Below are 18,216 nucleotides of genomic sequence, written 5' to 3'. Positions count from 1 at the left end.
TGTCGCTGAGGCGGCGCGCGTCAATCATTCAATGGAATGACGCAGCGCAATCAGAGGCCGCCCATCACCTTCTGGTTGAACCCGTACACGATACGCGCACCCGAGAAGGGCACCAGACGCACCTCCCGCTCCTGCCCCGGCTCGAACCGGACGGCGGTGCCGGAGGGGATGTCGAGCCGGTAGCCCAGCGCGGCCTCCCGGTCGAAGGACAGCCGGGGATTGGTTTCGGCGAAATGATAGTGCGAGCCGACCTGAACCGGGCGGTCGCCGGTATTGGCGACGGTCAGGGTGATCGCCTCGGCGCCGTCGTTCAGCGTGATCTCACCCTCGGCGGGAAGGATTTCTCCGGGAATCATCTCTGGACCTCTAGCGGATCGGGTGGTGAACGGTGACGAGCTTGGTGCCATCGGGGAAGGTCGCCTCGACCTGCACCTCATGGATCATCTCGGGGATGCCCGACATGCACTGATCGCGGGTGACGACATGCGCGCCCGCCATCATCAGGTCCGCGACCGACCGGCCGTCCCGCGCACCTTCCACCACATAGTCGGTGATGAGGGCGATCGCCTCGGGATGGTTGAGCTTCACCCCCCGCTCAAGCCGACCCCGCGCGATCATGGCGGCGAGGCTGATGAGCAGCTTGTCCTTTTCTCTGGGCGTCAGGTTCACGTGTTCTCGTCCTCACAACTGCCAAACGCGGGGAAGGGGAGCACCCCGCACTACTTCCATGACCACGCGCAGCGCCTGCCGGAGCGCTGCCGCCCGTTCCGCCGCAAGGCGGACAAGACAGCGACCGTCCCAGCCCGAAACTCCGGCCTCCACGCCATCCACCCCGCCCAGCGCGGCGCGCAGCGGTCCGACCGCATCTTCCGCACCACGGGCCAGAAGCGCAAGGGTCGCCATCGCCCGATGCGCGCCGATCAGCGCCGCGCGCCCCTGCGAGTGATCGCCTAGGCGCAGCGGCTCCAGAAAGACCGGGCGGCCGTCGCGCCATACCTCCCGCCGGTCGAGGAGATCGAGGCTCCGCACCTCCTCCCCCATCGCCGCGCGGCCCAGAACCAGCGTTTCCACAAGAAGAAGCTCCGCATCGCCTGCCAGATCGGCCCGCGTGTGGCGGGAAAGGCGCGCGCGGTCGAACAGGATCGTCTCCTGCGGCAGCCAATGGAGCCGTGCGCCCGCCGCTGCGAGAAGGCGCACCTCCACCTCCGCCAGATCGCCGGTACTGGAATAGATCCGCTCGGCCGTCTGGGTGGTGCCGGTCACCGCCGCCCCTGTCCCGACGGCCAGCCGGTAGGAAAGCCGGTCCCCCCCCGTGAGACCGCCTGCGGTGTTGAGGAAAACCACCTCCGGCACCGGCCCATGCACACGCGGCAGAAACGCCTTGGCGGATCCCTGCTGCGCGAGCCTGTCGAGACGGACGGCATCGGCGCGATGCGAGAGAGTGACTTCCGCCGCGCCCCGCACCCGTTCCATCCGATATGCCTGCCTGTCCTGCATCGTCTCTCCACTCTTCGCTGCGCACCATGCGCGGAAAGCGGGGCCCAGGGGAAGGGGCCCGCGAATCACCGGGAGAAATTGCGCGGCAGGCCGGGGCATGCTAGGGGCCGGGCTCATGACCCAGATTACCCTTCGCCGCCCAGACGACTGGCACCTGCATCTGCGCGACGGCGCGATGCTGCAAGGCATCCTGCCCGAAAGCCGCGATTTCGCCCGCGCCATCGTGATGCCCAACCTTGTTCCGCCCGTTGTGACGGGCGATGACGCCCGCCACTACCGCGACCGCATTCTCGCCGCGCTGCCGGAGGGACAGGCGTTCGAGCCGCTGATGACGCTCTACCTGACGGAGACGACGGAGGCGGCGGATGTCGCTGCCGCCCATGCCTCCGGTCTGGTGAAGGCGGTCAAGCTCTATCCCGCGGGAGCCACGACGAACTCCGCCTCCGGTGTCCGCGACCTGGAAAAGGTGCGGGGTGTTCTGGAGACGATGGCGGAGATCGGCCTGCCCCTCTGCATGCATGGCGAGGTGACGGATCCTGTCGTGGACATCTTCGACCGGGAAGCCGTGTTCATCGAGCGCGTTCTGGCGCCGCTGCGGCAGAAGACACCCGGCCTTCGCGTGGTCATGGAGCACATCACCACCCGCAACGGCGTGGAATACGTCAAGAACGGCGGGGATGACATCGCCGCCACGATCACCACGCACCACCTGATCATCAACCGCAACCACATCCTCGTGGGCGGGATCAAGCCGCACTACTACTGCCTTCCCGTCGCCAAGCGCGAGGAACACCGTATCGCGCTGCGCGAAGCGGCCACCTCCGGCGCGGCGAGCTTCTTCCTCGGCACCGACTCCGCGCCGCATGCGGACGCGGCGAAGGAAAGCGCCTGCGGCTGTGCGGGCTGCTTCACTGCGACGAACACCATGCCGCTTCTCGCGCATGTGTTCGAGGAGGAGAAGGCCCTCGACCGGCTGGAGGCCTTCGCCAGCCTGAACGGCCCGGCCTTCTACCGCCTGCCCCCGAACGACACCACCCTGACGCTGGTCAAGCGGGAGACGCCCACCCATTTCCCGACACGGATCGAGACGGGGGCGGGGCCGGTCACCGTTTTCGACCCCGGTTTCCCGGTCCACTGGGCCGTCGCCTGACCCCTCCGCTTCGGGCCGCCCCTCACCGGGCGGCCTTTTCAAAAGACCCTTCGTCCAAGGAAATCCCGCCATGATCCCCACCAGTTTCCCCTCCAGAGAGGAAATCGCCCGCCTCACCGCCCGCATGTTCCTTGAGATCGGGGCCGTCGATTTCAACGCCACCACTCCCTTCACCTATGCCTCCGGCTTGAAGGGGCCGACCTATATCGACTGCCGCAAGCTCATCTCCTATCCGCGCATCCGCTCCACGCTGATGGACTTCCTGACGATGACCGTACTGCGCGATGCGGGCTTCGAGGCTTTCGACAACATTGCCGGCGGCGAGACGGCGGGCATCCCCTTCGCGGCGCTCGTGGCCGAGCGGATGGGACTGCCGATGAGCTATGTCCGCAAGAAGCCCAAGGGCTACGGCCGGAACGCCCGGATCGAGGGCGCCATGACCGAGGGTCAGCGCGTGCTGCTGGTGGAGGATCTGACCACCGACGGCGGATCGAAGCTCTCCTTCGTCGATGCGATCCGGGAAACCGGCGCGAGCTGCAACCATACCGCGGTGATCTTCTTCTACGGCATCTTCGAGGGCACGGAGCAGCGCCTTGCCGATCACGGCGTTCAGCTTCACCATCTCTGCACCTGGTGGGACATGCTGGCAGAAGCCAAAGCCGCGGGCAGCTTTGACGCCGCCACGCTGGACGGGGTGGAGGAGTTCCTGAACGATCCCCGCGGCTGGCAGGGCCGTCACGCCTGAGGGGCGCCTGCGGAAATCCGCCGAGACAGGAACCCCGCTGTGGATTGTCCTGTTTCGGCGGCGCGGCGGAATCGGGCAGATGCGGTGCTGCGCCACAGGTCGACCCCAACATTCAGGGCGCACCGCGGCGCAGCCTGTGATATACAGGATTATACACAGGCAGAAGCGAGTCTTATCCACAGGTTTTTCCCGCGCTTTTGGCCGGACACCGTAGGGAGTATGACAGTCGCTTGACAGAAGACGACGGCCCGCCTGCCTGCGGGGGCGTCGCAAAGGGCAGGATCATGATGACCGAACTGAGGGCGATCCAGGCCGCCGCCGAGCCGGAGGCAGAGGTTCTTCCCCACAATATCGAGGCCGAGCAGCAGTTGCTGGGCGCGATTCTCACGAACAACGACATCTACGACCGCATCGCCAGTCTGGTGCGGCCCGAGCATTTCTACGACCCCGTCCACCAGCGGATCTTCGAGATCGCGGCTTCCCGCATCGTCAAGAACGCGCTCGCCTCCCCGGTGACGCTGAAGGCGTTCCTCGAGGATGACCAGGGCCTCAAGGAACTGGGCGGACCGGCCTATCTGGTGCGCCTTGCCGGCGCAGCCATCTCCTCCTTCGGGGCGCGGGACTATGCGCAGATGATCTACGATCTCGCCGTCCGGCGGGAGCTGATCGGGCTGGGCCGCGACATCGCCGCGAAGGCCGCCAAGGTCGATGTGCAGAGCGAACCGAAAGAACAGATCGTCGAGGCGGAGCAGCGGCTCTACAAGCTCGGCGAGCAGGGGGTGGCGGAGCGCGGGTTCCAGTCCTTCCTGAAGGCCGTGACCGATGCGGTGAACGTCGCCAACGCCGCCTACCAGCGGGATGGCGGGCTGGCGGGCGTCTCCACCGGTCTTGTCGATCTGGACAAGAAGCTCGGCGGTCTGCACCGCTCGGACCTGCTGATCCTCGCCGGGCGGCCGTCGATGGGCAAGACCTCGCTCGCCACCAATATCGCCTTCAACGTCGCGAAGAACTTCAAGCGCGGCCGGATGCCGGACGGCTCCGAAGGCGCGGTGGACGGGGGCGTGGTCGGGTTCTTCAGCCTGGAGATGTCGGCCGAGCAGCTTGCCGCCCGGATCCTGTCGGAAGCGGCGGAAGTGCCCTCCGAGCAGATCCGCCGGGGCGACATGACGGAGGCCGAATTCCGCCGCTTCGTTGAGGCCGCAAAGGCGCTGGAGGCGTGCCCGCTCTACATCGACGACACGCCGGCGCTGCCGATCAGCCAGATGGCGGCGCGGGCGCGGCGGCTCAAGCGGACGCACGGGCTGGATCTGCTGGTGGTGGACTATCTCCAGCTTCTCCGCCCCGCCACGGCGAAGGACAGCCGGGTGAACGAGGTGTCCGAGATCACGCAGGGCCTCAAGGCGGTCGCCAAGGAACTGGATATCCCCGTTGTCGCCCTTTCCCAGCTTTCACGTCAGGTCGAAAGCCGCGAGGACAAGCGGCCCCAGCTCTCCGACCTGCGCGAATCGGGCTCCATCGAACAGGATGCCGACGTGGTGATGTTCGTCTATCGCGACGAATATTATCGCGAGCGGGAGAAGCCGGGCGACGAAAACCTCGAAGCGATGGCCAAGTGGCAGGAAGCCATGGAACGGGTGCATGGCAAGGCCGAGGTCATCATCGGCAAACAGCGCCATGGGCCGATCGGCACGGTGGAACTGTCCTTCGAGGGCCGCTTCACCCGATTCGGCAACCTCGTGAAGCCATGGCAGCAGGGGATCGACGCAGGGTTCTGAGCTACCGCTGCAGCGGCACGCATCGCCCGCCGCTGCAGCCGCCATCGACGGGGTTTGCTGTGCAGGAGGCTTGCTCCAGCGCCCAGCCTTGCGTGCCTGCGTGCCTGCGTAGCTTTCGTCTGGAGAAAATGCCGTCAACCTGCCCGGTGCCTTGGGAGCTCCGGCATGCGGCCTCTATGAAGGCGGTCCTCCTTGCGCTGTAGTGCTTCGAGGCGACCTCCTTGGCATCAGGACATCTCAGGACGAAAATTCACGGGCATGCAGCAGTCCGAATCTCAAGGGACCGCAGAATTTTCGGGGTGTCCTTCAAAGTCCAGTCCGCCCGACCCCAAAGGCCTGCTCCCGGACCCGCATCTCCGTCGCACAACCCCCAGCGGATGACCTCCGCCGCTCAGAGATGCTCGAACCGCAGCACGCCCATCACCCGGCTTTCATTGCCGTCGGAGGGGTGATGAACTCCGTCATTCACCTGAACTTCGGCAAAATCGAACGGGCTGATTCCCAGACAGGCGGCATTCACACCGAATTGATCCGGGTTGGAACGCCTTTTATGATGCGTATAGATCCCGCAGTTTCCGCAGAAATGGTGCTCCGCGACCCCGGTGTTGAACCGGTAAGTGCGCAGCACCTCCACGCCTTCCAGAAGGGTGAAATCCGCCAGCCGGGCCGAGAGGGTTACCGCGCCGCGCATCGCGCAAAGGGAACAATCGCAGCGTCTGGCCGCGTTCAGCCCGCCAGCAAGCCGCACCCTGAAACGCACCTTGCCACAGTGGCAGGCGCCCTCCAGCCGTTCGTCGTTCTGTTCCATTTCATGCCCCTTTTACGCCCCGAGAATGCGACAAAGCTGTCGCCCGTCTGCGCCAAGGTCAACCGCCTGTGCTGCCTTGCCCCTTGACCTTCGCGGAGGGCCAGCCGAAACAACCGCCATGGCAAGCGGCATCCTCTCCATTGATCTCGACGCGATCGCCGCGAACTGGCGGGCGCTCGATCAGGCATCCTCCCCCCAGACCCAGACCGGCGCGGTCGTGAAGGCCGATGCCTACGGGCTCGGCGCCGACCGTGTCGCGCGAACCCTCGCACGTGCCGGGGCGCGGCGGTTCTTCGTCGCGATGACGGAAGAAGGCGCGCGGGTGCGGCAGGCGCTCGGCCCCGGTCCGCAGGTCTGTGTGCTCGGCGGCCATATGGAGGGCGACACCCGGCTGATCGCGGAAGCCGAACTGACGCCGATGCTGAATTCGCTCGACCAGCTCACCCGGCATTTCGAGGCGCTGCCCGGCCATCCCTTCGGCATCCAGCTCGACACCGGCATGAACCGGCTCGGTCTGGAACCCGGTGAATGGGCGGCCGTCGCCAGCCTCGCCGTGGCGCAGGGGCCGGATTTCGTCATGTCGCACCTCTCCTGCGCGGATGAGCCGGATCACCCGATGAACCGCGCGCAGCTCGACAGTTTCCGCCGCATGACGGATGGCACCGGCCTGCCCCGGTCGCTGGCCGCGACGGGCGGCATCCTGCTCGGCCCCGACTACCACTTCGAACTCACCCGTCCCGGCATCGGTCTCTATGGCGGCCTGCCCTTCACGGAGGCCAACCAGACGGTCCGTCTCTCGCTGCCCGTGGTGCAGATCCGCGCGGTGGAGCCGGGGGAAATCGTGGGGTACTCCGCCACGTGGCAGGCGGCAGCACCGACTCTCATCGCCACCGTCGCCGCGGGTTACGCCGACGGGTTGAGCCGGAGGCTGTCGGGTCAGGGAACGCTCTGGGCAGGCGACGTCCCCTGCCCGCTCATCGGGCGTGTCTCCATGGATCTCATCACCGCCGACGTGTCGCATCTGGACGAGATGCCCGGTTATCTCGACATCCTCGGCCCAAGCCAGACACCCGACCAGCTGGCAGAAGTCATCGGCACCATCGGCTATGAGGTGCTGACCTCGCTTGGCCCCCGCTATCGCCGGACCTACAGGGAGACGCGCTGATGATCCTGCTCTCTCCGCTCGCCGCCCTGGGACGGATGGTGCTGTCGCTGCTGACCTCCATCGGGCAGGTCGCGATCTATGCGGGCCAGACGGTGAGCCATATGTTCCGCCCGCCGTTCTACTTCCGCGAATTCGCGCAGCAACTCCTTGCCATCGGCTATCTCAGCCTGCCCGTCGTCGGGTTGACAGCGCTGTTCACGGGCGGCGCTCTGGCCCTGCAGATCTATGCGGGCGGCTCGCGGTTCAATGCCTCCTCGGTCGTTCCCTCCATCGTCGCCATCGGCATGACGCGGGAACTCGGCCCGGTTCTGGGCGGGCTGATGGTGGCCGCGCGGGTCGCCTCCTCTATCGCGGCGGAGATCGGCACGATGAAGGTGACGGAGCAGATCGATGCGCTGACGACGCTGTCCACCAATCCGATGAAATACCTGACCGTTCCACGTGTGCTCGCCGCCACGATATCCGTGCCGGTGCTGGTGGGAATTGGCGACATCATCGGGATCATGGGCGGCTATCTGGTCGGGGTGACCCGGCTGGGCTTCAACGGCGCGACCTATCTGCACAACACATGGAACTTCCTTGAGGGTTGGGACATCGGCTCCGGTCTTGTCAAAGGCGCGGTGTTCGGCTTCCTGATCGCGGTGGTCGGCTGCTACTATGGCATGAATTCCGGCCGGGGCGCACAGGGCGTGGGCGGGGCGACCAAATCCGCCGTGGTCGCCGCCTCCATCCTGATCCTCGCCTCCAACTATGTTCTGACGGAGTTCTTCTTCGCCTCATGACCGACATGATCGAGATCACCGAGCTGAAGAAATCCTTCGGGCCGAAGCATGTTCTGCGCGGGGTGAACCTCTCTGTCCCGAAGGGCAAGAGCATGGTCATCATCGGCGGATCGGGTACGGGCAAGTCGGTACTGCTGAAATGCGTGCTTGGCCTCGTCACGCCCGATAGCGGCGATATCAAGGTGGATGGCCATGACGTGACGGAGGGGGATCGCGATGCCTTCCTCGCCCGGTTCGGCATGCTGTTCCAGGGTGGCGCGCTGTTCGACAGCCTGACGGTCTGGCAGAACGTCGCCTTTCGCCTGCTGCGCGGCTCGCTGAAACGCCCCAAGGCCGAAGCACGCGAAATCGCCATCGAGAAACTCCGCCGTGTCGGCCTGAAGCCGGAGACTGCGGACCTGTTCCCGGCCGAGCTTTCTGGCGGCATGCAGAAGCGCGTGGGCCTTGCCCGCGCCATCGCCGCGGAGCCCGAGATCATCTTCTTCGATGAGCCCACCACCGGGCTCGATCCGATCATGTCCGGCGTCATCAACGATCTGATCCGCGAGATCGTGACCGAAATGGGCGCGACCGCCATGACAATCACGCATGACATGACCAGCGTCCGCGCCATCGCCGACAGGGTCGCCATGTTGCACGACGGGCTGATCCGCTGGACCGGACCGGTTGAGCAGATGGACGCGGCGGACGACCCCTATCTGCAGCAATTCATCCACGGTCGCGCGGATGGACCCATCGAATCCGTCCGCTGACACCGCATTCGCGACTTTGACGCAGGGTGTCACGTTGCCCCGCCGCTCCAAAGCGCCTACATTGCTTCGATAGCGCGTCTTGCGCCTGTCCGGGGGGAGGGCTCATGCCGGATTTCTGCCACAACCCCATGTTCGCCAAACCGACAAGCCGCCACGGAAGCCCAGCGTCATGCGGGGCCTGTCCGTGAACGCGACCCCCGCCTCCGACAAGGAGATGCTGGCGCGCGGCGCTCTCGACCTGATGGGGAGCGGTCTGCCGGGGTTTGCGCTTGGCATTCTGGGGGCCTCGCCGGATTGCATCAAGCTCATCGACCTTGAGGGACGCGTGTCCTTCATGAGCGAGAATGGCATGTGCGCCATGGAGATCGAGGACTTCGGCACGGTGGCCGGGTTGCGGTGGACCAGTCTGTGGCCGCTGGAAGCCAAGGAGACGCTGGAAACCGCGCTGACCGCCGCCCGGGACGGCAAGCTTACGGAGTTCGAGGCCTTTTGTCCCACCGCCAAGGGAACACCCCGGTGGTGGTCCGTCACCGTGACACCGGTTCGCAACCAGATGGGGGAAGTTCATCTGATCCTCGCGTCGTCCCGCGATGTGACCGAGACCGTCAACGCGCGCCGGATGCTGGAGGAACAGGCGGCGACGCTGGCGCGCGAGGTCGCGGAAAAGGACACCGCACTCGCACGGCAGAAGGTTCTGCTGGCCGAGATCGACCACCGGGTGAAAAACAGCTTCGCCGCCGTCATCGGATTGCTGAACCTTCAGGCCCGGAGCCATACCGACCCCGCCTTGCGCGAAGCCGTGGCACAGGCCGCAAGCCGGATCGCCACCCTCGCCCGCGTTCACGACCAGCTCTATCGCGATCCGGAATCCGACCATCTTCCCCTTGCGGCCTTTGCCTCCGGCCTGCTGGCCGATCTGGACCGGGCGCTGACCGGAACGGTGCGGGCGGACATCCTTGTGCCGAAGGAGATGCTTCTTTCGGTCAATGCCGCGACCGCGCTCGGACAGGTCATGGCGGAACTGGTGGGCAATGCGATCAAGCATGCCGGAAGGGAGTGCCTGCCGATTGTCGAAGTCACCCTCGCGGCAGAGGGGGAGGGGCGGCTGCTTCTCTCCGTTTCGGACAATGGGCCCGGTCTCCCGCCCGACTTCGACCCGGCCGCTCGTCATGGTCTGGGTATGCGCATCCTGTCGATCTACAGCGATCAGCTTGACGCCGATCTGACGTGCGGAAACACGCCGGAGGGTGGCGCCATGTTCCGGCTGGACTTTCCCGTCCGCTGAGAGCGGGGCCGCAGGAAATCCGGGAAGCCACGCTAGATGCGCACGCGCTCCGGCCGGAAGCCCAGCCCTACCAGGCGGCCGGCAAGATGGCTCAATGCAGGCCACCGCCCGATGACTCGCAGGAATTTCGGGGGGCCGGAAGGTTTTTCCGGGCTGGCTGCGGCATTTTGCCCGGCAACCACGGGCCGCTTGCGGCGCATCATCAGTTGCAGCTTCTGCGTGGCGCGTGTCGGGAAACGGCGACGACGCTCCACCCGTGCAAGATCATCAGGGCCCATTCGCCCGTCGCCAAGCGGGGCCGCAAGGATATTCGCCGCAGCGATCGCATCCTGCACGGCGAGGTTCACTCCGAACCCGCCGATCGGTGACATGGCATGGGCTGCATCCCCGATGCAGAGCAGCCCCGGCCGCCACCAGCGTTCGAGCCTGTCCATACGAACGGACAGCAGATGCACCTGATCCCAGCCCCGGATTTCCTCGAACCGCTCGGGGGGAAGCGGGGCGAGAGCCGCGAGGCTTTCCCGGAACGCAGGCAGGCCGCGGGCCTTCAGGTCATCGTAGCTGCCCTTGCGGATCACGTATCCGCATTGCCAGTAATCCCCCCGGTCGATCAGGACGAGGCCCTGTTGCGGCCCGGCATGGCTCATGGTCAGGACGGGATCCCCCTCCCGCCGCGAAAGCCGGAGCCAGAGCACATCCACCTGACTGCCGAAATCAGTGACGGGAAGCGCCGCGTCGCGCCGCGTGACGGAATTCCGCCCATCGGCGCCGATAACCAGATCGGCCGGCAGCTCGCGCTCCACACCCCCCTCCCGGATGCGGATCCCCCGGATTTGGCCCTCGGATTGAACAAGGCCCAAGACTTCCACCCCCATCATCAGGCGGAAACCGGGAAATGCCGCCGCACGGCGGGCGAGGAAGTCGAGAAAGTCCCATTGCGGCATGAAGGCGATGAACCGGCAGCGAGCGGGAATACGGGAGAAGTCGGCGATCTTCGTTTGCACGCCTCCGATCTCTGCCTGAAGCACGGGTGCCTTCTGATGCGGGATCTTCAGGAAATCTTCGAGCAGGCCCAGATCGGCGAAAGCTTCCAGCGTGGAAGGATGGATCGTGTCGCCGCGGAAATCATGCAGAAAGTCGGGATGCTTCTCCACCACGGTCACCGGAAGACCGGCGCGGGCCAGCAGATAGCCCAGCATCATGCCCGCCGGACCTGCTCCCACGATCACACAGCTTTGCGGGGCCATGGTGCTCCTCCTTCAGTCGGATCTCTGGCGGATCTCCGGGATCATCGCCGATCTCCACTGCGACCGAAAGGGCTCTCCCCGGAATACGGCATCCCGATGGGCCGAAAAGAAAGAGTTCACGTGGGGTGCCGCCCGCCGCTGTTCCTCACAGCCGCAAACTCGGCGCGGCCCTCATCATGGCTATCGGCGAAGGTGGCAACCGTAACTGGCTCGGGCAGGTCCGGAAAATGATAGAGGGCGTTCACACCGACGGGTCCGCCGCCGGTGTGCCCGATGGCTCTGCCGACAGACCCCATCCTTCCGGTCATGAGGCCAAGGCCATATCCGCAGTCCGTCCAGGGGCGTCCTTCAAGCGCGCCGCCAAGCGACACAGGGGTCAGCATCTGCCGAAACGATGCTTCGTTCAGAAGCTGCCCGGTAAAGAGAGCATGCAACACCAGTGTCGCTTCCCGTGCAGTCCCGATGAGACAGCCGTGATAGACCCAGCCCGGATGGTAGCGCTGCGCCCCTTTCCAGTGCACATGTGAAAATTGCTCCCGGGTCGTCGCGAGGGCAAGAGTTTTGAGCCCAAGCCGCCCAGCGATCATGCTCTCCACGACATCGGGGAAAGCGGATCCGGCAGCTTCCTCGATACGCTCACGCGCAAGCATGTAGCCGACATTCGAATAGCGCCAGCCTCCGCCCGGCGGGAACAGCATGCCCTGCCTCATCGTTTCCCGGAGCAGATCGTCACGCGCCCACGGCTCCTCATTGTTCCGCACGGCTTGATGATAGGCAGGAAGCGTGCCGTAGTCGGGCAGGCCAGCGGTATGGTTCAGAAGCTGGCGCAGGGTAAAAGGCTGCCCCGGGAGAGCTTTGTCCAGATCGACCCTGCCCCTTTCCGCCAGTATGAGGGCGCAGATCGCGATGACGGTCTTCGTGAAGCTCCAATAGGGAAACAGACGTGAGCCGCCGGTGTCTGCGGACTCGGCTCCCCGAAGCAGAAGGGTGCTGGAGAACAGGAGACCGTGCTGCATCATCCTCTCACCCTACCATGCTGCTGAAAAAGTTCAGAAGCGTCATATCCATGCTCTGGAAAATCGGAAAATCAGCCCGGAATAGTCCGAAATACGTGGATTTTCGGGAAAATCCGTCAGAGAGCGGACAATTTCCGCCCAACGCAGACCCGAAGGTCTTTTTCAGCAGCCTGCTAAGATGCTCTCGCCCCGCCAGCAATCGCCTGCCAGCAATCCGTGGACCCTCCGGGGTTGCAGGCCACCCGTTTCCTGCAAACGAGGATTCGCCATGCCACGCGGACTTCGGTGATTGCGGATCCTGGAGAGACAGGCGGCAATCAATGGAAATCCCGGCTCGGGAACAGGCGTTTGGTCTGCTCCCGCGGGTGCCGGGCGGTCGGGCGGGGTGGACGGACGGGCCGGGGCGCGCTGTCGGCGGGAGCGGCAGGTTCGCCCACCACCGCTTCGAGCGGATGGCCGAGTTCCGTGAGCCGGTGGGAGAGATCCTCCAGCTGTTCCGCGATCACGTGCACGACCGCTCCCTCCCGCTCCACCCGCCCCGTCACGCGGATGAGCCGGCCGCCCATTACGACACGGCGGAACCGCTCGAAAGTCCGCTTCCACACCACGATGTTGGAAACGCCGGTTTCATCCTCCAGCGTCAGGAAGATCACGCCGGACGCGGTGGCAGGCCGCTGCCGGGTGATGACAAGACCGCAGACCGACACCCATCGGAGCGGCGTTCCCACCAAATCCCCATGTGGTGTCACCCCCTGAAGCGCGGGGCGAAGGAGGGCCACGGGATGCGTACGCAGGGTAAGGCGGGTGGCCACGTAATCCTCGACCACCTCCTCCCCCTCATGCATGGCGGGCAGGATCACCTGCGGCTCCCGGTGCCCCTCGCCATCCAGCGGGTCGGCAAAGAGCGGCAGCGGCTCGGGCGCGCGGATGGCCCGCACCGCCCAGAGCGCATCCCGCCGGTTCAGGCCCATGCCGGTGAAGGCATCGGCCTCCGCCAGCCGCTCCAGCACGGCAGGGGCGATCCGGGCGCGGAGCCACAGGCTCTCCGGATCGGGATAACCGTTGCCGCGGGCGGAGGCGATGGTTTCCGCATCTGCCCTGCGGAAGCCCTTGATCTGCCGGAAGCCCAGCCGCAGGGCAAAGCTTCCGTCGGGCCGCTTCTGCAGCCGGTTGTCCCATGTGCTGTGGTTGACGCAGACGGGCCGCACCTCCACCCCGTGTTCCCGTGCGTCGCGCACTAGTTGCGCGGGCGCATAGAACCCCATGGGCTGGCTGTTCAGCAGCGCACAGGTGAAGATGGCGGGATAACGGCATTTCAGCCAGGCCGACACATAGGTGAGCATGGCAAAGGCCGCGGCATGGCTTTCGGGAAAGCCGTAATCCGCGAAGCCTTCGATCTGGCTGAAGCAGCGTTCCGCCACCTCCCGGTCATAGCCGTTCTTCTCCATCCCGGTGACGAACCGCTCCCGGTGCTCAGCGATCGTGCCCATGCGACGGAAGGAGGCGAGCGAGCGGCGGAGCTTGTCAGCCTCCTCCGCCGAATAGCCCGCACCGACCATGGCGATCCGAAGCGCCTGTTCCTGAAACAACGGCACACCCAGCGTCTTCGCCGTCACTTCCGCCAGATCGGGGCCGAAGGGCTCCGCCGCCTCCAGTTCCATGCGACGGCGGATATAGGGTTTCACCATGCCGCCCTGAATCGGACCGGGCCGGACAATGGCCACTTCGATCACCAGATCGTAGAATGTCCTGGGTTTCATCCGGGGCAGGAAGTTCATCTGCGCGCGGCTCTCCACCTGAAAGACGCCGACCGCATCGGCGCGCTGGAGCATTCCGTAAGTCTTGCCATCCTCCTGCGGCACGCTGCCCAGCGTATGGGAAATGTTCTCATGATCGGAGAGCAGCTTGAACGCCTTGCGGATGCAGGTGAGCATTCCGAGACTCAGCACATCGACCTTCAGGATGCGGAGAGCGTCGATATCGTCCTTGTCCCATTCGATGCAGGTGCGATCCGGCATCGCGGCGTTTTCGATGGCGCAAAGCTCATCGAGCCGCCCGCGGGTGATGACGAAACCACCCACGTGCTGCGACAGATGGCGGGGGAAGCCGATGATCTCCCGGATCAGCCCGATGGTGAGCATGAGCCGCCTGTCGGACGGGTTCAGCCCCACCTCACGCATCCGCTCTGCTCCGGCGCCTTCGTTGGACGTGCCCCAGATCTGGCCGGAGAGGGCGGCGGTCACGTCCTGCGACAGCCCCATCACCTTGCCCACTTCGCGGATCGCGGCGCGGGTACGGAAATGGATCACCGTGGCGCAGAGCGCCGCACGGGCGCGAGAGTATTTATCATAGATCCACTGGATCACTTCCTCCCGCCGCTCATGCTCGAAATCGACGTCGATATCCGGGGGTTCCTTGCGGTGACGGGAGATGAAACGCTCAAAGACCATACCGATCATCTTCGGGCTGACATCGGTGATCCCGAGCGCCCAGCAGATGATGGAATTCGCGGCCGACCCCCGCCCCTGGCACAGAATGTCCTTCGACCGCGCCCAACGCACGATGTCCTGAACTGTAAGAAAATACGCGGCATATTCGAGCTCTGCGACCACCGCGAGCTCCTTGTCCAGCAGGGCGAGGTAGTCCTCTGGAACCCCTTCCGGGCAGCGGCGGGCCAGCCCTTCCCGCGCCAGCCGTTCCAGACGGGTCTGCGGATCCTCCCCGCAGTCGCTTTCATCGGGATAGTCCTGCGCGAGTTCCTTCAGGTCGAAATGGCAGCGGGCCGCAATCTCCAGCGTGCGGTGGAGCGCCTCGGGATAGCGCCGGTAAAGCCGCGCCACATCGGCAGCCCCTTTCAGCCGGCGCTCCGCATTGGGGAGCGCGCGGGTGCCGATCCTGTCAATGGTCAATCCCTCCCGCAGGCAGGTCAGCACATCTGCGAGCGGCCGCCGCCGCCCGTGATGCATGAGCACATCCCCCGCCGCCACCATCGGCGCACCGGACTGCTCCGCAAGACGGGCACAACTGTCGAACCACTGCTGGTCCGACCCATCATATCGCGGCACGGCACCGACATGGACAAACCCCGGAAAGCGCCTGTGGAGACGCGAGAGGATGGGCAGGCTTTCCTCCTCCTCCTCCCGGGGCAGGGCAATGAGGATCATCCCCGCCGCTCCCGCCTCCAGATCCGCGAGGCGCAAATCACATTTCCCCTTCACCGTGCGGCCCTTCCCAAGGGTGAGAAGCCGGGTCAGCCGCCCATAGGCCGCCCGGTCCACCGGCAGGGCTACCCATTCCACCGGGCAGTCGGTCAGCACCAGCCGCGCGCCCACGATCAGCTTCGGCAAAGCGGACAGAACCCGATGGCGGAGCGGGGGCTGATGTCCGACATCCTGCCGGGAGCAGGTATCCACCAGCCTGTCCGACCGCACGGCCAGGGCCTTCTCAGCCTCCTCCCGCAGATTGCGGAGGGCGGTCCAGGCGCGCACGACCCCGGCCAGAGAGTTGCGATCGGTGACGGCGAGAGCCTCCAGTCCCAGTTCCGCGGCCCTTAGAACCATCTCTTCGGGATGGGAGGCACCGGTCAGGAAGGTGAAATTCGTCATGGCACAAAGTTCGGCGTAACGCGGGGTTCCCGTCTCCCGAAGGGACGGCTCCCCCACCTTCGGGCCGGGGGACAAGGGTGCAGCCGTGTTGCCTTGGCCCGGTGAGGACGCGTGGCCTGTCAGGCCGGAAGGTTCGACCCCCTGCTGCGAAAGCCTTCGGGGCCCGGTGTGCTTCCCGCGCTTCAACCCGTGCCGGACAGTCGGACCTCCCCTCATGTCGGGCCCACCATCATGTCAGGCCCGCCGTTATGTCAGGCCCCCCGTCATGTCGGGACTGCGGACGTCGTTCAGGGCCGGTCTCCCTGATCGCAGGCATCCTGCAGGCACGGGATCTGGCAGCACATCCCCGGGGGGAGGTCACCGCCAGATAGCTGCCTTCGCTGTCATCCGCCCCGGGACCGCCTGCGACAGGGGATGGCCCCCCGCAATGTACCGGAAGGCCGGGTACCCGGTCGGGAAAGGTCGTCGCGCGCGGCGTCATGGGAAAATCCCCTGAACGAACCATCCGGGTGCCTGTGGGGTATGGAACAACCACAGGCGACGGCCCTCACGGGTTTCCACCCGCCAGTAGTCCCGGACGCCTGAGCGCCAGTTCTCATCTTCCACCCACCATTCCGGCGCAATCCGTTCCGGCCCGGTGGCCCGCCCCGTCGTCAGGCGGAGGCCGCGCCAGCGAAAGGTTTCCGGTGGCGTGGAGCCGCTCGCAAGGATCGGCTCCGGCGGGAACAGGATCAGCGGACGGGGGCGGGGCGGCTCCGGCCATGGCTCCTGCATCGGCGGCGCCTCGGTAAAGGGTACGAGCGCAAAACTCCGCTCCGGGATATGGCTGTCAACCGGACGGAAGCACAGGACGTTCTCCAGGCCGATCCGCGCGCCGATGCGGGTCACCAGCGCGTTCAGCCGGTCCGTCGCCGCCGTTCTCTCTCCCATTTGCTGCAGGGGCAGCGGCTCGACCAGCGTCGCCTCCAGCCGTAGCTGATCGATACCGAACCCGGCATCCACGCCCTCCACCCCCCGGGTAAACAGGGGCTGAATGCGCTCTGCATCCCGCATGGCAGCGGCAAGCCGGAGATCCACATGCGCCGCGTTTCCATCCACTCGCCGGAGTGTCAGCCGCAGCTCCCGCGCACCGGCTTCCTGTCCGCGCAGCTTGTCGCACAACCGGTCCAGCAGGCGGCAAAGCCCCGCCATCACGTCCTCAGTCCTGCCGATCGGCTCCGGCAGGGTCAGGCGCACACCGAAATGGGGAGGCTCGGCCAAGGGGTTGACCGCTTCCGGCTGTTGTCCGAGTGCGCGGTCCAGCAGATCCAGGAGTTCCGGACCGAAACGTCGGGCCAGTGGCGCACCGGGCGCCCCGGCCAGCGCGCCGATCCGCCCCAGCCCCAGCCGCTGAAGCGACACGGAATGCTCCTCACTGATCCGCAGCGCCGCAACCGGCAGATCCGCCAAAGCCGCAAGGGTATTGCCGGGAGCCGCAAGCCCTTCACCATAATGCGCCAGCGCCCAGGCCGCCCCGCGCGTATCTGCCAGCCCCATCCGCAGGTCGAACCCAGTCCCGCACAACCGCTCCCGCATATCGGACAACAACCGGCCCTCCCCCCCGGCAAGATGCGCGGAACCGGTGATGTCGAGCACCAGGCCTTCTGGTTCTTCCAAGCCAACCCAAGGGCAATAACGCAGCGCCCAGCGACGAAGGGCACGGAGCAAACGGCGCTCACCCGCCCGGTCAGCAGGCGTGCTCACCAGTGGAGGACAAAAGGCTCTCGCATCCGCCAATGTCATGCCGCGCGATAGCCCCGCGCGCTCTGCCGCGGGATTGAGGCACTGAATGAAATCGGTGTTGTTGAGCCGCTGGGAAACGACGAACGGCCCCTCCACCGGGCAATAGCGGAGCGCCCGGTTAGTCGCCAGCCGGGGAAACCATATCGAGACGATGCGCCTTTGCATCCCATCGAACATGCCACGCCCCAGTTGTTCCCTTTTTGTTCTTAATAAGCTCCCACCTCATGAGAGTCGAGTCCACAGGAGTGCCAGAGGCGGACATCCTCAACATTGGTCCAGAAGGAGCGGGATCGAATACCGGGCCGCAATGCCAGCGCGTCTCCGCCGCATTGCTGCCCATACCTTCCGGGATCAGACACAGACCCGTTGCTTCCCCCGCCTGCGCCGCGAGTTGCAACCGCCGCCCCTCACGCAGGTTGAGCGGCCGGGTGATCTCAACCACCACCATGGGTATGACCCCATCCTTCAACGCCTCCTCTGCGATGGCCAGGGTTTCCACCTGATCGTCACTACGGGCCAGCAGAAGGCGCCGCGGATCAATAAGCGTCCGCAAACTGCGGATTCCAATGAAGTCGGCCAGGGATTCCGGACTTCTGCCGGCCAGTCA

The 18,216-nt window shown here is 65.7% G+C and carries 16 protein-coding genes; 8 read left to right on the top strand and 8 right to left on the bottom strand.

All coding sequences use genetic code 11. The features are described 5' to 3' along the window. Nucleotides 1-50 precede the first annotated feature (50 nt). Genes RT513_RS12015 through RT513_RS12005 form a run of 3 tightly spaced genes read right to left on the bottom strand, consistent with a single transcriptional unit; the run spans nt 51 to nt 1,497 of the window. A complete protein-coding gene (locus RT513_RS12015; RefSeq protein WP_088216414.1) occupies nt 51-356 on the bottom strand; it encodes an urease subunit beta in 306 nt (101 codons plus the stop codon). 10 nt (nt 357-366) lie between these two features. Beyond that, a complete protein-coding gene (locus RT513_RS12010) occupies nt 367-669 on the bottom strand; it encodes an urease subunit gamma (protein WP_290686140.1) in 303 nt (100 codons plus the stop codon). Nucleotides 670-681: 12 nt separating this feature from the next. Beyond that, nucleotides 682-1,497: an urease accessory protein UreD gene (locus RT513_RS12005; RefSeq protein ID WP_290686142.1), complete on the bottom strand. Its 816-nt coding sequence runs from the start codon at nt 1,495-1,497 to the stop codon at nt 682-684. 115 nt (nt 1,498-1,612) lie between these two features. On the opposite strand from RT513_RS12005, the gene pyrC reads away from it, so the two are divergent. From pyrC to RT513_RS11990, 3 genes are all read left to right on the top strand, one after another. After that, complete coding sequence (gene pyrC, locus RT513_RS12000; protein ID WP_290686146.1) at nt 1,613-2,647, top strand: dihydroorotase; 1,035 nt, start codon at nt 1,613-1,615, stop codon at nt 2,645-2,647. Nucleotides 2,648-2,717: 70 nt separating this feature from the next. Continuing rightward, nucleotides 2,718-3,392 (top strand): orotate phosphoribosyltransferase, encoded by a 675-nt coding sequence (locus tag RT513_RS11995; RefSeq protein ID WP_290686149.1) that lies wholly within the window; start codon nt 2,718-2,720, stop codon nt 3,390-3,392. 287 nt (nt 3,393-3,679) lie between these two features. Then, on the top strand, nt 3,680-5,167 hold the full coding sequence (locus RT513_RS11990; RefSeq protein ID WP_088216410.1) for a replicative DNA helicase: 1,488 nt from the start codon (nt 3,680-3,682) through the stop codon (nt 5,165-5,167). A gap of 391 nt (nt 5,168-5,558) precedes the next feature. On the opposite strand, the gene RT513_RS11985 is transcribed toward RT513_RS11990, so the two are convergent. Beyond that, nucleotides 5,559-5,975: a GFA family protein gene (locus tag RT513_RS11985; protein WP_290686152.1), complete on the bottom strand. Its 417-nt coding sequence runs from the start codon at nt 5,973-5,975 to the stop codon at nt 5,559-5,561. Between the two features lie 118 nt (nt 5,976-6,093). Between RT513_RS11985 and alr the strand changes: the two genes are divergently transcribed. The 4 genes from alr (at nt 6,094) to RT513_RS11965 (ending at nt 9,959) form a co-directional block, all read left to right on the top strand. After that, entirely contained in the window at nt 6,094-7,140 is a 1,047-nt protein-coding gene (gene alr / locus RT513_RS11980; protein ID WP_088216408.1) for an alanine racemase, read from the top strand. After that, nucleotides 7,140-7,922, top strand: coding sequence for an MlaE family ABC transporter permease (locus RT513_RS11975; RefSeq protein WP_088216407.1), 783 nt, complete (start codon nt 7,140-7,142; stop codon nt 7,920-7,922). The genes alr and RT513_RS11975 overlap by 1 nt, the downstream gene beginning before the upstream one ends. Next, nucleotides 7,919-8,674, top strand: a complete 756-nt coding sequence (locus tag RT513_RS11970; protein ID WP_373447809.1) for an ABC transporter ATP-binding protein — start codon at nt 7,919-7,921, stop codon at nt 8,672-8,674. The genes RT513_RS11975 and RT513_RS11970 overlap by 4 nt, the downstream gene beginning before the upstream one ends. Before the next feature lie 169 nt (nt 8,675-8,843). After that, nucleotides 8,844-9,959, top strand: a complete 1,116-nt coding sequence (locus tag RT513_RS11965; protein WP_290686158.1) for a sensor histidine kinase — start codon at nt 8,844-8,846, stop codon at nt 9,957-9,959. Between the two features lie 32 nt (nt 9,960-9,991). Here RT513_RS11965 and RT513_RS11960 read toward each other — a convergent pair whose 3' ends face one another. From RT513_RS11960 to RT513_RS11945, 4 genes are all read right to left on the bottom strand, one after another. Then, entirely contained in the window at nt 9,992-11,206 is a 1,215-nt protein-coding gene (locus tag RT513_RS11960; RefSeq protein WP_290686161.1) for an FAD-dependent oxidoreductase, read from the bottom strand. A gap of 116 nt (nt 11,207-11,322) precedes the next feature. Next, nucleotides 11,323-12,222 (bottom strand): serine hydrolase domain-containing protein, encoded by a 900-nt coding sequence (locus tag RT513_RS11955; RefSeq protein ID WP_088216404.1) that lies wholly within the window; start codon nt 12,220-12,222, stop codon nt 11,323-11,325. Nucleotides 12,223-12,539: 317 nt separating this feature from the next. Beyond that, nucleotides 12,540-15,827 (bottom strand): error-prone DNA polymerase, encoded by a 3,288-nt coding sequence (locus RT513_RS11950; RefSeq protein ID WP_409518414.1) that lies wholly within the window; start codon nt 15,825-15,827, stop codon nt 12,540-12,542. Between the two features lie 477 nt (nt 15,828-16,304). After that, nucleotides 16,305-17,774: a DNA polymerase Y family protein gene (locus tag RT513_RS11945; RefSeq protein WP_313534099.1), complete on the bottom strand. Its 1,470-nt coding sequence runs from the start codon at nt 17,772-17,774 to the stop codon at nt 16,305-16,307. A gap of 142 nt (nt 17,775-17,916) precedes the next feature. On the opposite strand from RT513_RS11945, the gene RT513_RS20850 reads away from it, so the two are divergent. Continuing rightward, the coding region (locus RT513_RS20850; protein ID WP_409518413.1) for a hypothetical protein at nt 17,917-18,216 on the top strand (300 nt) is incomplete at its 3' end.

Origin of the sequence: Haematobacter sp. (assembly GCF_032102465.1) — a bacterium.
Taxonomy (GTDB): Bacteria; Pseudomonadota; Alphaproteobacteria; order Rhodobacterales; family Rhodobacteraceae; genus Haematobacter.
The sequence above is the reverse complement of the archived record's forward strand: the minus strand, read 5'-3'. Positions and strand labels throughout refer to the sequence as shown.